At 36.8% G+C, this 13,601-nt stretch carries 13 protein-coding genes; 9 read left to right on the forward strand and 4 right to left on the reverse strand.

Annotated features, from left to right (window positions below; all coding sequences use genetic code 11):
• Positions 1 to 158: 158 nt before the first annotated feature.
• Entirely contained in the window at positions 159 to 1,334 is a 1,176-nt protein-coding gene (locus tag ACN4EE_RS19090; RefSeq protein WP_431708078.1) for an RNA-guided endonuclease InsQ/TnpB family protein, read from the reverse strand.
• A gap of 122 nt (positions 1,335 to 1,456) precedes the next feature.
• On the opposite strand from ACN4EE_RS19090, the gene ACN4EE_RS19095 reads away from it, so the two are divergent.
• The 9 genes from ACN4EE_RS19095 to ACN4EE_RS19135 all read left to right on the forward strand — a co-directional run bounded on the left by ACN4EE_RS19095 (position 1,457) and on the right by ACN4EE_RS19135 (position 10,258).
• Positions 1,457 to 3,604 (forward strand): TPM domain-containing protein, encoded by a 2,148-nt coding sequence (locus tag ACN4EE_RS19095; RefSeq protein ID WP_431708080.1) that lies wholly within the window; start codon positions 1,457 to 1,459, stop codon positions 3,602 to 3,604.
• A 110-nt stretch (positions 3,605 to 3,714) separates the two neighbouring features.
• Positions 3,715 to 4,173, forward strand: a complete 459-nt coding sequence (locus ACN4EE_RS19100) for an ATP synthase subunit I (RefSeq protein WP_431708081.1) — start codon at positions 3,715 to 3,717, stop codon at positions 4,171 to 4,173.
• Positions 4,174 to 4,223: 50 nt separating this feature from the next.
• Positions 4,224 to 4,982, forward strand: coding sequence for a F0F1 ATP synthase subunit A (gene atpB / locus ACN4EE_RS19105; protein WP_431708082.1), 759 nt, complete (start codon positions 4,224 to 4,226; stop codon positions 4,980 to 4,982).
• A 255-nt stretch (positions 4,983 to 5,237) separates the two neighbouring features.
• The gene (gene atpE / locus ACN4EE_RS19110; RefSeq protein WP_431708083.1) at positions 5,238 to 5,483 is read left to right on the forward strand and encodes an ATP synthase F0 subunit C; all 246 of its coding nucleotides are present in this window, start codon (positions 5,238 to 5,240) and stop codon (positions 5,481 to 5,483) included.
• 193 nt (positions 5,484 to 5,676) lie between these two features.
• On the forward strand, positions 5,677 to 6,153 hold the full coding sequence (locus ACN4EE_RS19115) for a F0F1 ATP synthase subunit B' (protein WP_431708091.1): 477 nt from the start codon (positions 5,677 to 5,679) through the stop codon (positions 6,151 to 6,153).
• A gap of 137 nt (positions 6,154 to 6,290) precedes the next feature.
• Entirely contained in the window at positions 6,291 to 6,815 is a 525-nt protein-coding gene (locus ACN4EE_RS19120) for a F0F1 ATP synthase subunit B (RefSeq protein ID WP_431708084.1), read from the forward strand.
• 4 nt (positions 6,816 to 6,819) lie between these two features.
• On the forward strand, positions 6,820 to 7,371 hold the full coding sequence (atpH, locus tag ACN4EE_RS19125) for an ATP synthase F1 subunit delta (RefSeq protein WP_431708085.1): 552 nt from the start codon (positions 6,820 to 6,822) through the stop codon (positions 7,369 to 7,371).
• 130 nt (positions 7,372 to 7,501) lie between these two features.
• The gene (gene atpA, locus ACN4EE_RS19130; RefSeq protein WP_431708086.1) at positions 7,502 to 9,007 is read left to right on the forward strand and encodes a F0F1 ATP synthase subunit alpha; all 1,506 of its coding nucleotides are present in this window, start codon (positions 7,502 to 7,504) and stop codon (positions 9,005 to 9,007) included.
• A gap of 303 nt (positions 9,008 to 9,310) precedes the next feature.
• Positions 9,311 to 10,258, forward strand: coding sequence for a F0F1 ATP synthase subunit gamma (locus ACN4EE_RS19135; RefSeq protein ID WP_431708087.1), 948 nt, complete (start codon positions 9,311 to 9,313; stop codon positions 10,256 to 10,258).
• Positions 10,259 to 10,431: 173 nt separating this feature from the next.
• On the opposite strand, the gene ACN4EE_RS19140 is transcribed toward ACN4EE_RS19135, so the two are convergent.
• The 3 genes from ACN4EE_RS19140 to ACN4EE_RS19150 all read right to left on the reverse strand — a co-directional run bounded on the left by ACN4EE_RS19140 (position 10,432) and on the right by ACN4EE_RS19150 (position 13,545).
• Positions 10,432 to 10,557: a PIN domain-containing protein gene (locus ACN4EE_RS19140; protein WP_431708088.1), complete on the reverse strand. Its 126-nt coding sequence runs from the start codon at positions 10,555 to 10,557 to the stop codon at positions 10,432 to 10,434.
• The gene (locus ACN4EE_RS19145) at positions 10,557 to 10,796 is read right to left on the reverse strand and encodes a CopG family transcriptional regulator (RefSeq protein ID WP_431708089.1); all 240 of its coding nucleotides are present in this window, start codon (positions 10,794 to 10,796) and stop codon (positions 10,557 to 10,559) included. Before ACN4EE_RS19145 ends, ACN4EE_RS19140 begins: the two co-directional genes overlap by 1 nt.
• Before the next feature lie 136 nt (positions 10,797 to 10,932).
• Complete coding sequence (locus ACN4EE_RS19150) at positions 10,933 to 13,545, reverse strand: chloride channel protein (protein WP_431708090.1); 2,613 nt, start codon at positions 13,543 to 13,545, stop codon at positions 10,933 to 10,935.
• Between the last annotated feature and the right edge of the window lie 56 nt (positions 13,546 to 13,601).

Below are 13,601 nucleotides of genomic sequence, written 5' to 3' on the forward strand. Positions count from 1 at the left end.
ACTTACAAGGGTGTAAAGTTGTAAGGTTTTACAAGTTAACCTTACCTAACTTACGTTTTGGTTGTTGCTAACCTCTACTTTTGTTAGAACGGGTCGCACAAGATATAGAGTTGTCAAGGTACATTTCTGTTATCCTTACCTAGCTTACGTTTTTGGTATTAACCTAAACTTTGGCTAGAACGGGTCGCACGCAAACCAACCGCACGTTCTCCTCTTTGTTGAATGATGATACTACTAGCAACATCTCTCGCAACGATATAGCCACAGTGAGGACACTTGTGGGTTCTTTCTGAGAGTAGCTTTTTACCTGTGCGATTATGACATCTAGGGCATTCTTGACTAGAAAAATCTTTGTCCACTTTCAAAAAGAATCTACCCGTTTTCCAAGCAACATAAGGGAGAATTTGATTAAAAAATTGCCCACAACTATAATCTAAACTTTTCTTCCGAAAAATACCTCGTCCCCAAGCCTTAAAATTAATATCCTCAATGAAAATATTTTCAGCTTTTCGACATAGGAAATGAGCAAGTTTAAAATGCCAATCCTTACGGGTGTTAGTAACTTTTTCGTGAAGTAGTCCGATTTTTCGTTGTAGCTTTTGCCAGTTTTTACTTCCTTTGACCTTATGTTTTAAACGTCTTTGTAGCAATTTAATCTTACTCAGATATTGGTCTAGGAATTTTGGGGCATCAACTATGTCCCCTTGACTGGTAGCAAGGAAATTAGAGATATTAGCATCTATACCGAGGGAGGTCTTGCCATGTAAGGGATCAGGTACTGACACATCAGATTGAAATGTGATAATAACATAATAACCACTAGCTTTTTTAACTATACGACATTGTTTAGGAATGAAACCTTCAGGGAAAGGACGAGATTGAATAATCTTTACCCAACCAAAGCTCGGTAGCTTAATTCGCTCACAACCCAAGCAATCAGGAGATAACTGAGGGAAAAGGAAGCTACGCATTCTCTTTTTGAAACGGGGAAATCCCTTCTCATGTTTTCTCATATCCTCAAAAGCTCGGTCTAAAGTCTTTAAGGTTTGTTGCAAAACCTGTGAGTGTATTTGTTTTAATTCTTCGGATCTTTTGCGATATTGAGTAAGATTCTTAGCTTGATAATTGTAATTTGGATAGGGGGTATCCGTAGGTATTATATATTCCTGATACAAAGAACAACTATTAACGGCACATTTCCTAGAATTAAGCCAGTCTTTCCGTTCTCTGAGTGCGTAGTTATAGACTTTGCGACATCCTTCTAGGTATAAGTCGGCCTTAGAAGTTTGCTCCTGAGTCAGTTCTACTTTAAACTCATAGTTATAGTTTATCATTCGACTAATTTGCTTTAGTAGTTTGATTTATGTGATATTTTTAATGATACCAAATCTTTGCGAATATTGGTATCTTTTTTTTATGCTAACATGACGATAAAATAATGAACGGTGAAACAGTGATGAAAATAAAAACTGCGTATCAAAAGTTTTTTTTAGGGATGTTACTTTGTTTATCTATCTTTATTTTTCCTTTAATAAGTCATAGTTTAACAATTCAAGAAGTGCCAAATCCTCGACAGATTTATAACGGTTGGGTAAGCGACATGGCAAATATTTTAAGTGAAAAAACTAAACAGGAATTAAACCGAGAAATAAGTGAATTAGAGGCAAAAAATGGTACTGAAATTGCGATTGTTACGGTAGATACCACTCAACCTTATCCCACACCCAAACAATTTACTACAGAGTTATTCAATCATTGGGGTATTGGTAAAAAAGATATGGACAATGGTATTTTATTTTTAGTATCGATACAAGATAGAAGGGTAGAAATTGAAACGGGTTATGGTGTTGAAGGCATTTTACCTGATGCTAAAGTAGGTAATATTATTAATCAAAAAATTACTCCTGAATTTAAAAAAGGTAATTTTGATAAGGGTATTTTAGACGGTACAAAAGCCTTAATTCAAGCGGTTAATTTAGCAGATGAATTTGATAGTAGTTATCTTAAAGAATACTCTCATAATAATTTACTTATTTGGATATTTATTTCAGGATTAGGAAGTAGTTTTTTACTTAATAAAGAGGGGAAAAAATTATTAACTCCAATTTATGTTGACACGGGAGAAATTACTTACCTAGAAAGTCATAAAAAATATCCTAGTTCGTGGCTTTTTACTACTATGAATTTTATTTTTTGCTTAGGATTTTCTTTTCTAGTTAATTTTTTTATTCTTCAAGGTTTATTACAATCATCAATTTATCTTAATCTCAATAATTTTGTTCAATATTTTATCCGATATTCTGATTCAGGGTTACTAATTAGCTTTTATATTTTAACTATTTTTTGGTCAATCTTTTTATACTTTTTTGTAGGGCATTTTGAGGCGTTAATCGAAGATAAGGCAAAACAAATTAAATTTCTTAACTCTATTAGTTTTTTCCTCTTTTCCATCGGATTTATCTTTGTCAATATTCTTCTTGGCACAATATTTTATTTCACGAAACCTGTAAATGTTTTAGAAAGTATTAATAACTTTTTATTATTCGCTAGTATTTGCCTTTCTTTATTAACAATTATTCCATTATTCAAGTTAGTTAATTTATTAATATTCAATGGTAGTTATCGATATAAAACTCTTTTTATTCTCTTGAGTTTTACCATAAGTTTGGTAATAAATTGGTTAATTTTCAGCTTTATTATTAATAATATTACTCAATATTTTTTCTTGAGCTTAATAATATTCTCATTAATTTATTTTATTATCAGCGAATTGATTTTAGTTGATGAATACGAAAAAGACATAAGAATTGATGAGGGGAAAAAGTTAGGAATAAAAATTCTTTGGGGAATAGGTATTAGTTTAAGTGTTATCTTAGGTATTGTTATTTTAAGTCTCATCATAGGTACTAAGGAAAATGTTATATCAGGCATATTATCTCTGATGCCTCGAATCCAAAATTCGATCGAGAATTTATCAGCTTTATTACTAGATAATCGCTCTCTTAAACTATTATTAATACAAAATAATTTATTGGGTTTATTTTTAAGTTTTGTATCGGCAATAATGGCGATATTTAGTACTAATATTTACCTATATTTTATTTTACAAAAAAATCCTCTCGACTATAGTAAAGCACCTAGATTTTATTGTAGCAAATCTCGATCGCCCATGGAATTAATTAAGCCGTCTATTTTAACTTCTGTGTTAACCCCCGCCCAACAAGTAGCCCAAAGAATTGGCAGTGTAGAATTTGAGGGGTGGAAATCTCCTTTAAGTAAAGATTATCAGCAACAAAACTTATATATTCGTGCTTATACTAGCAATAATTCTCGTTTTCAACATTGCCCTCATTGTCAAGAATTAACCATGATAAAAACTGCTAAAGTTACTCGTCAAGCTACCACAAATAGCACAGGTATTGAATTAATTACTTCTCGTTGTCAATGTTGTGATTATGTACAGGAAATAGAAAGAATAATTCCCATAGTGGTTTATGTTGCCAGTGATAGTTATAGCGGTGGTAGTAGTGGAGGCAGTAGCGATGGAGGTGGTAGTTTTGGAGGAGGAGACAGTGGCGGAGGAGGTGCAGGAGGTGATTGGTAAAGACATTATCTATATAGTTTGTCTAAATTCCCAGAGAAATTAATAAAAATTAACATAATCGATCGAACTCATGGTAAAATTCGTAACGGTAATTACCAGAAAATCTAGCAGTGATTAATACCGACTCCACCCCCAAAACCCATATTGAAGCATCAACGGAAGTTGAGAGTAACGAACCTATAAAAAAAGAAGACACCATGAAAGAGTTTTATCAACTCCGCAATAATCTTCTTATCGGTACTGTATCTATCGGTGTAGCGGTTTTTATTCTCGTATGGTGCTTTTATAGCCTCAATACAAGCCTTAATTACTTATTAGGAGCTTGTTTTAGCTTGGTGTATATCAATATGTTGGCAAGGGAAGTAGAAAGAGTAGGCACATTCAAAAAAAAGATTGGTGCAACACGTCTAGCTATTTTCGTTGGTTTAATTATCGTTGCCACCCAAAGGGAACAATTACAAGTGATTCCGATATTTCTCGGTTTCATGACTTATAAAGTTGCCATTCTTTTTTATATTTTGCCCAATAGTTTATTGGGGAATCTAAATAAATCAGAAAAAAAAGGCTAATTTTATGATAAATTGTCAAAGATTCCTAAAATCAGGAAAAATCTTGTTCAATGGAACTTGCAAATACAATAAACTTACTCAACTCTCTTAACTTAGCCGCCATCGAAGTAGGAGAACACTTCTACTGGGAAATCGGAAAATACAAAGTACACGGACAAGTATTTCTCGTTTCTTGGTTCGTTATCGGTGTTCTCGTTGTAGCTTCGATCGCAGCTACTAGAAATATCCAAAGAATCCCCACAGGATTCCAGAATTTTATGGAATATGTGTTGGACTTCTTGCGCGGTTTAGCCAAAGATCAAATTGGCGAAAAAGAATATCGCCCTTGGGTTCCTTTTATCGGCACATTATTCTTATTTATATTTGTGTCTAACTGGTCTGGGGCTTTAATTCCTTGGAAGTTGATCGAAATCCCCGAAGGAGAATTGTCCGCTCCTACCGTTGACATCAACACCACCGTAGCATTTGCTTTATTAACATCTTTAGCTTATTTTTATGCAGGGATTAGCAAAAAAGGCTTAGGCTACTTTGCCGACTATGCTCAACCTTCCCCCATCATGGTGCCTTTCCGTGCCATTGAAGACTTTACTCGCCCTCTTTCCCTAAGTTTCCGTTTATTCGGTAACATCTTAGCGGATGAATTAGCAGTAGGGGTATTGGTTTTATTAGTCCCTTTAATTGTACCCTTACCTTTAATGATTTTAGGTTTATTTACCAGTGCTATCCAAGCGTTAATTTTCGCTACCCTAGCCGCTTCCTACATCGGAGAAGCTATGGAAAGTCATGGTGGTGAAGAACATCACGATTAAGTAGGTTGGGTTGATAAACGAAACCCAACAAAAGCTCGATCGAAACCTGATGTCAAAACCTTAAGTCAGAAAAAATAATGAAACTGACTATCATAAAAACCCAAAATATAGTTAAATACTTTTTGGGATTAAATTAATGACCATTGTGTGATTAACTATCATAAGAGAAAGATTGCTCAATTCCTTCTCTTATAAAAACCAAAAACTAAATTTTTTTGTTGTACTAAATTAATTAAAAGGAAAAAAGTAAGAATTATGGAACCATTAGTCGCTGCTGCCTCCGTCATCGCTGCTGCTTTAGCAGTAGGTTTAGGAGCTATTGGACCTGGTATTGGTCAAGGTAACGCTGCAGGTCAAGCAGTAGAAGGTATCGCACGTCAGCCTGAAGCTGAAGGAAAAATCCGCGCTACTTTACTTCTTAGTTTAGCGTTCATGGAAGCGTTAACCATTTACGGTTTAGTTGTTGCATTAGTATTATTATTTGCTAATCCTTTCTCCTAATTAACTAAATTAGCTCTAGGATAACTCAAAATAAAAAATTCAGGGATTAGGTTTTAGGTATTAAAGGTTATTTTCCAGACCTGAGCCTAAATCCTAAAAACTGAATAAAATGCACAATTGCAGTAATATTTCTAAGCATAATTGCACATTAGCAAAACGGAACAAGTAAATTCTGCCCCTAAGTCAAATTATGATGACACAATGGATTTTATTAGCGGCTGAAACCGCAGAAGGGGGGTTATTCGATCTTGATGCTACTTTGCCCTTAATGGCAATCCAGTTTTTACTGTTAGCAACAATTCTCAACATCCTTTTCTATAAACCTTTAGGTAAGGCGATCGACGATCGAGCAGGTTATGTTCAAGGTCAATTAAACCAAGCCAAAAAGCAGAAAGAAGAGGCATTAACCCTCGCTCAACAATACGAACAAGAATTGAAAGAAGTCCGTAAACAATCTCAAGAAATTATCGGTACTGCTCAATCTGAAGCACAAAAAATTGTATCAGAACAGATACAACAGGCACAGCAAGAAGTCATTGCAGAACGTCAAAAGGCTTCAGAACAAATAGAAGCAGAAAGAGTAGAGGCTTTAAGTTCCTTAGAACAAGAAGTAGCTAATCTTAGCAGACAAATCCTTGAGAAAGTGATCGGACTTGAATTTGTCAGATAAAGGTGTCCGTAAAACAGGCATCTTGCCTGTTTGATTATATGGGCATCTTCCCCGTTTTAATTATCTAGGCTAAATCAATCAGCCAAAGATCAGTTAAAACATCCGAATATAAGCCTAATTCCACTAAAGATTAATTTATGGTGACTTTATATTATCTAGCCACTCACGAACCATCAGGCGGATTTGGTATAAGTACAGATATTCTCGGCTCTAACGTCATTAACCTCGTTCTCGTAATCGGGTTGTTAGTAGTCTATGGTGGGAAATTTGTGGGAAACCTACTCACAGAAAGACGCAATAGAATCGCTGAGGAAATTCAGGAAGCGGAAAATCGTGCCGCTATGGCAGGGAAGGCTTTAGCTGAAGGAAAAGAAAACTTAAACCAAGCTCAAGCAAAAGCAAAACAAATCAAATCTGATGCACAGTCCACCGCCGAAAAACTCCGTCAGGAAATTTTAGAGCAAGGACAAAAAGACATTGAAAGAATGAGAGCAACTGCTGTACAAGAGTTAGACTCCGAAAGAGCAAAAGTAGTAGCAGGTTTGAAAAAAAGAATTGCTGTATTAGCTCTCGAAAAAGCCGAACAGCAATTAAGAGAAACTTTGAATGACGAAGTTCAAGGTAAACTTATCAGTCGTGCGGTTGACCAATTAGGAGGTTAAATTTATGCAAAGTGCTATTACCGCCGAAGTAGTAGAGCCTTATGCTGAAGCCCTAATGTCCTTAGCAGAACAAAAAAATATTACTGAAGCCATTGGCGAAGATGTCCGTAACTTATTGACATTAATCAATGAATCTTCAGAATTAAAAACATTTTTTGCTAGTCCATTGGTGAAAGGTGAGGACAAAAAAGCCATTATTCAACAAATAGCAGGGCAAATTAATCCTTATTTGCTCAATTTTTTGTTGTTATTAGTGGACAAAAAACGGATCGGCTTTATAGAAGGTGTTTTAGCTAAATATCTCGAAATTCTCCGTAAGTTGAATAACGTTGTCTTAGCTGAAGTTACCTCCGCCGTAAGACTCTATGAAGGCGAAGCAGAAAAATTAGTAGAAAAAATCAAAAATCTTACTGGTGCATCAGGTGTCGAAATTCAGACTAAAATTGACCCCGATATTATTGGTGGTGTAATCATCAAAGTCGGTTCTCAAGTTTATGATGCTAGTCTGAAAGGGCAATTGCGTCGTATTAGTCTTAATGTACTAGGTGCTAATTAGGGTTAAAAATAACGACTAAAGTCGATACTACGAACCTTAAATATAAGTATAAACTGTCCAAAGTTTATTAAAAAGATCAATTGTATTAACAAGCAAACTTTTAGATATAAGTCGCTAAAAATAAAAGAATATGATCAGACCAGACGAAATTGCTAGTATTATTCGCCAACAGATTGAATCTTATGATCAACAGGTTCAAGTTTCTAATGTTGGTACAGTGTTACAAATCGGAGATGGTATCGCCCGTGTTTATGGCTTAGATAAAGTCATGTCTGGGGAACTTGTCGAATTTGAAGATGGCACTGTTGGTATCGCCCTTAACTTAGAAGCTGATAACGTTGGGGTAGTATTAATGGGAGATGGTATTGGCATTCAAGAAGGTAGTAATGTAAAAGCTACTGGTAAAATTGCTCAAATCCCCGTAGGTGAAGCGTTAATCGGTAGAGTTTTAGATGCTTTAGCTCGTCCCATCGATGGTAAAGGTGAACTTGTTACCACTGAATCTCGCTTAATCGAATCTCCAGCCCCCGGTATCGTAGCTCGTAAATCCGTTTGTGAACCTATGCAAACAGGTATCACTGCCATCGATGCGATGATTCCCGTAGGTAGAGGGCAACGTGAGTTAATCATCGGTGACAGACAAACTGGTAAAACTGCTATCGCCGTTGACACCATCATCAACCAAAAATCCGAAGACGTAATTTGTGTTTACGTTGCCATCGGTCAAAAAGCCTCCACCGTTGCTAACGTTGTGGATACCTTAAGAGAAAAAGGTGCTTTAGATTACACCGTAGTAGTAGCCGCTAACGCTAACGATCCTGCTACTTTACAATATCTCGCTCCTTACACTGGTGCTGCGATCGCCGAGTACTTCATGTACAAAGGAAAAGCCACCCTCGTAATTTACGATGACTTATCTAAACAAGCTCAGGCTTACCGTCAGATGTCCTTGTTATTACGCCGTCCTCCCGGTCGTGAAGCATATCCCGGAGACGTATTCTACTTACACTCTCGCTTATTAGAAAGAGCCGCTAAACTCAGCGATGAATTAGGCGGTGGAAGTATGACTGCGTTACCTATCATCGAAACCCAAGCGGGTGACGTATCTGCTTATATTCCTACCAACGTAATTTCTATTACTGACGGTCAAATCTTCTTATCTTCTGACTTGTTTAACTCTGGTTTCCGTCCTGCTATCAACGCTGGTATTTCTGTATCCCGTGTGGGTTCGGCAGCTCAAACCAAAGCGATGAAACAGGTTGCAGGTAAATTAAAATTAGAATTAGCGCAGTTTGCTGAATTAGAAGCCTTCTCTCAATTTGCTTCTGACTTAGATGCGGCGACTCAAGCACAATTAGCCAAGGGGCAACGTTTACGTCAATTACTCAAACAACCTCAAAATTCTCCTTTAGCGATTTGGGAACAAGTTGCTCAGGTTTATAGTGGTATTAACGGCTTGTTAGATGATATTGCTGTGGACAAAGTTGTTGAATTTGTAGCTGAGTTAAGAAACTACATTAAAAACAACAAACCTAAGTTTGTGGAAATCGTCAGCAATGAGAAAAAATTAACCGATGAAGCTGAGGCTTTATTGAAAGAGGCGATCGTGGAAGCTAAACAGGCTTTCTCTGCTTAATTTCGATCGATAATTTTGGTGGGCAATGCCCACCCTACAATTTATGATCCTGTTGGCGAAACATTTTGTTACAGAAAATTTGACAAAAAATCGGTTTTATGGAACAGTCCGCTTCGCAATAAATTGACGAAGCTAATAGCGAAAATCTGCTAAAGCGATTTCAGAAATGTTTTTGAAAATAATAAAAGACAAAAACGGTTTAATTTGTATTAAATTTAGTCGCTTTAGCCGACTTGTGCTATAAGCCATGAAATTTATTTCTTGGCAGTTATATTGAGTTAATATACATCAGTATTTAAAAATATGTCTAATTTAAAAGCGATACGTGATCGCATTGACTCAGTAAAAAATACTAAAAAAATTACTGAAGCTATGCGTCTAGTAGCGGCGGCGAAAGTAAGAAGAGCTCAAGAACAAGTGACAGCAACCCGCCCTTTTGCGGATACTTTAGCACAAGTTCTCTACGGCTTACAAAATCGTCTCCGCTTTGAAGATGTGGATTTACCCCTACTCAAACAAAGAGAAGTTAAAACCGTTGCTTTATTCGTAGTTACGGGCGATCGAGGCTTATGTGGTGGTTACAATACTAACGTAATCAAAAAAGCCGAACAACGGGCGGCGGAATTAAAAGCCCAAGGTATTAACTATACCTTCGTTACGATCGGACGTAAAGCTGGACAATACTTCAAACGTAGAAATGAGCCTATTGCAGGGCAGTATTTCGGTTTAGAGCAAATTCCTACGGCAAATGAGTCGGGGGCGATGGCGGATGAATTACTATCCTTGTTCTTCACTGGTACGGTCGATCGAGTAGAATTAATTTACACTCGTTTTGTGTCCTTAATTAGTTCTTCTCCTGTCATTCAAACTCTGTTACCCTTAACCCCTCAAGGTTTAGAAGTACAAGACGATGAAATTTTCCGTTTAACCGTGCGCGGTGGAAATTTTCAGGTAGAAAGAGAAAGTGTTGCGAATACAGCTTCTACTTTACCAAGAGACATGATTTTTGAACAAGACCCAGTTCAGATTCTCGACTCATTACTACCGTTATACATCAATAACCAATTATTGAGAGCGTTACAGGAATCCGCAGCTAGTGAATTAGCGGCAAGGATGACGGCTATGAGTAACGCTAGTGAAAATGCTAAGGAGTTAATGAAAACCCTTACTTTATCCTATAACAAAGCTCGTCAAGCATCCATTACCCAACAAATTCTCGAAGTTGTATCTGGTGCGAATGCGCTCGGTTAATTTCAGAAAATTTTAGTAAAAAAATAAGCCTTTCTCTTATATTGAGGAGGGCTTTTTAATTTTGTTAAATGCGCCAATTAATAACTTGTAAATCAGGGATTCTTTCAAACTCTTTGATATTTGCTGTGACTAACGTTAATCCTCTTGATAATGCAGTCGCTCCTATGAGAATATCATAAGTACCAAACAGTCATTACAGAAATACCTATTTCTCTAGGAGAAGTATTTTTAATTTTTTCTAAAGTGCCTTTTTCTCCTTTGATAAAATCACTAATAACGCAAGTATCAAGTAAATACATTAGCCAAAAATTCCCTCATTATCTGGTGGAAGTAAATCATCACGGTAACTTTTAAACTCAATGCCGTCATCAATACCTGTAAAATTCAGAATTGTGCTTGACCATTGTAATCTTTTTTGTTTGTTTATATATTCACATATTGCCTCTGAGACGATCGAATTACGAGTTTTCCCTAATTTTTCCGCCAACATCATAAGATTATTTCCTAATTCCTCTTCTAAATAAATGTTGAAATTCATAATTATTTGCCTTTCTTATAACATATAGTAATCACGAACTTTATTGAGAAACTTAATAATCTTTTAATATTCTTGTTTTTTATTAAATTCTTCTTCTAAAATTTTATCTTAATTTTAATGTCAAAATTCCATTTCATCAATCAGGGAGTCGAATAATAATTACAGTGGTATCTAGTTTGGATGCGATCGATTCGGGGATATTGCCATACCATGCTTGTTGTAAGAGACTTTCTCTGGAAGCCCCTAATATAACTAATTCTGCGTTTTGAGATTGGGCAAGGTGAAGAATTGCAGAAACTACCGAAGGAGAAGAAATAATGAGAGGTTGGACTTCTGTTGTGACTAAATTTCTTAATTTTTTTACCGCTAGATGAAGATTTCTTAAATCAATCTGAGTTTTTTCGGGAGAATGTACTTTTGCTAAATATACTGGAGGTAATTTTTCCTGAGAATAAATACCGAGAAAGGCTGGTAATAATTTTAAACCTTCTTGGGCATTTGGTCCTCCTGCCGTTGGTACTAAAAAACTACCCTTCCCATTATTCGGATAAGATAAATTATCCCCCAACTTCACTAAAATCAACTCACAAGGTGCTTGATTAATCAGGCTATCAATGAGACGAGAGAAAATAAATTCCTCCGAATCTCCCTTTTGTTTCCATCCCATCAGCAATAAATTAATGTGGCGACTCCTGACTATATCCATGACAATTTTACTACGAAAATGCCCTACTACGATCTTTGTATGAACGGAAATCTTCGCTTTTCTGCCCATTCTCTCTAAATTGTGCATCAAGTGACGGCTCGATCGAGCATCTACTTTTGTAGTTCTTGGATCTTGATGTTTAGCAATTTTAATAACTTGCACAAATTCGATCTCATATTGATAATATCGAGCTATGGCGAGAGCAACTTTAAACAAACCTCGAAAATCGTCATCCTCAGCAATGGGTACTAACATACAACCCTTACCAACGGCTGGAGAAGAAGTTTGATAAATAGTATAGGCAGGTTGAGGCTTGAAAGTGGTATCTCCTTTTAACTCATTCACTTCCGCTCGAATAATATCCGTACGGGTAATAATACCCACTAAACGGCTATCTTGTAAAACAGGAATGCGCGACAGTTGATAACGACTAAAAAGATACATCACATCACTTAAAGAGGCATTAGCTGTAACCGTAATGGGATTACTTGTCATAATATCTGCTACCGTTGCCTGAGTATTATTAGAGTCAACTTTGACTAAATCCGATTGAGTAATAATTCCTACCAATCCCGTGTCATCCACCACAGGAAAACCTCGATGATGAGAAACCGTCATCAATTCCAATGCTTCAGGAATACTAGACGCTGATGATATTGTTTCTACCTGAGTTTGCATGACATCCGTTGCCGTAAGATGACTTAAAAAATTATTTTGAGTATCGTTAACTTCTTCTTCTAACTCCATACCCATAGCGCGCAATAAATGTTGATAAACAGAGCCTTTTTCAAAGGTTTCGGCACTAACATAAGCCACCGCACAACTAATCATTAAGGGTAAAACAAGATTAAAATTAGCGTTTAACTCAAACACAATGATAATAGCTGTAATGGGTACTCTCACAACCCCTGTGAATAATGCACCCATACCCACTAATGCAAAAGTAGAGACAGAGCTACTACCTGACAAATATAATTCTAAATCACCGATTAAATAACCTAAAGCCGAACCCATAATCAAGGCGGGGGCAAATAATCCTCCCGGTGCGCCTGAACCTGCGGCGATGATGGTTAAGATATAATGGGCTAAAAATACTAATCCTGTTTCATACCAATTCAATTCTCCCCGAATCAAAAAGTCTTTTAATCCTGCGTTATCTCGAAAAAATGGAGGCAAAAAGGCAATAACGATACCAGAAATTAATCCTGCCACTCCAATACGCACATATAAAGGGATTTTCAGTTTTTGATTCCAACGAAGACTAAATAGAATACTGCGGTTAAAAACCGCTCCCAAAATTCCTGCAATGACACCAAGTAATAAATAAAAGGGTATTTGTGAAGGGATAAAATTAAGGTTTTCAGGCGAAAATACTCCTTCAGAAAGTTTTAAGTTAGAAGATTGTAAAACCAGAGATACTACTGCCCCTGTAAAAGATGCTACGATCGCAGTTTCAAGGGTTAAATTAGAGACATCTCGCATTAATTCTTCTACCACAAACATCACCCCTGCAATGGGAGTATTAAAACCTGCGGCTAATCCTGCGGCAGCCCCTGCGGCTATCATCTGTCTTCGATGTTCGGGGGAAGTGGGTACATAACGGGTTAATTCCCCTGCTAATGCCGATCCTATATGTACTGTAGGCGCTCTGCGTCCTAATGTCAATCCTGCACCTAGTACTAATATTGTACCAATTAACTTAACTACGGCTACTCGCAAAGTTAGAGGTATTTTGTATCTAGCGAGGGCGGCTTTAATTTGTGGGATGCCTCCTCCTCCTGCTTCGGGGCTAAAATTTTCCACGATTAACCCTGCTAAACTGCCTAAGATTAAACCAAATAAGGGCAAAACCTTCATCGCACCCCATTGATTGACTAATTGAAGACGATAGCTTCCCAAAAAGTTAATTCCTTCTTTGAGCAATAGGGCGGCTAATGCTGAAAATATCCCTATTAAACACGCCTCCATTAAAGCATAACGAGTGGAGATCGATCGTCGGGCGAAGTGTTGAGATTTGAACCATTCTAGCCACTGGTTGATCATTTTTCTTGATAGAAGTGGACAGGGGGAGGGGGAGCAGGGAGAGGAGGGGGAGGAGG

The organism is Geminocystis sp. CENA526 (assembly GCF_050753365.1).
Taxonomy (GTDB): domain Bacteria; phylum Cyanobacteriota; class Cyanobacteriia; order Cyanobacteriales; family Cyanobacteriaceae; genus Geminocystis.

Excerpts from the sequence above, each read along its gene's own strand:
- ACN4EE_RS19090 (WP_431708078.1), bottom strand. The coding sequence starts at position 1,334 with ATGATAAACTATAACTATGAGTTTAAAGTAGAACTGACTCAGGAGCAA.
- ACN4EE_RS19095 (WP_431708080.1), top strand. The coding sequence starts at position 1,457 with ATGAAAATAAAAACTGCGTATCAAAAGTTTTTTTTAGGGATGTTACTT.
- atpB (WP_431708082.1), top strand. The coding sequence starts at position 4,224 with ATGGAACTTGCAAATACAATAAACTTACTCAACTCTCTTAACTTAGCC.
- atpE (WP_431708083.1), top strand. The coding sequence starts at position 5,238 with ATGGAACCATTAGTCGCTGCTGCCTCCGTCATCGCTGCTGCTTTAGCA.
- ACN4EE_RS19115 (WP_431708091.1), top strand. The coding sequence starts at position 5,677 with ATGACACAATGGATTTTATTAGCGGCTGAAACCGCAGAAGGGGGGTTA.
- ACN4EE_RS19120 (WP_431708084.1), top strand. The coding sequence starts at position 6,291 with ATGGTGACTTTATATTATCTAGCCACTCACGAACCATCAGGCGGATTT.
- atpH (WP_431708085.1), top strand. The coding sequence starts at position 6,820 with ATGCAAAGTGCTATTACCGCCGAAGTAGTAGAGCCTTATGCTGAAGCC.
- atpA (WP_431708086.1), top strand. The coding sequence starts at position 7,502 with ATGATCAGACCAGACGAAATTGCTAGTATTATTCGCCAACAGATTGAA.
- ACN4EE_RS19135 (WP_431708087.1), top strand. The coding sequence starts at position 9,311 with ATGTCTAATTTAAAAGCGATACGTGATCGCATTGACTCAGTAAAAAAT.
- ACN4EE_RS19140 (WP_431708088.1), bottom strand. The coding sequence starts at position 10,557 with ATGTATTTACTTGATACTTGCGTTATTAGTGATTTTATCAAAGGAGAA.
- ACN4EE_RS19145 (WP_431708089.1), bottom strand. The coding sequence starts at position 10,796 with ATGAATTTCAACATTTATTTAGAAGAGGAATTAGGAAATAATCTTATG.
- ACN4EE_RS19150 (WP_431708090.1), bottom strand. The coding sequence starts at position 13,545 with ATGATCAACCAGTGGCTAGAATGGTTCAAATCTCAACACTTCGCCCGA.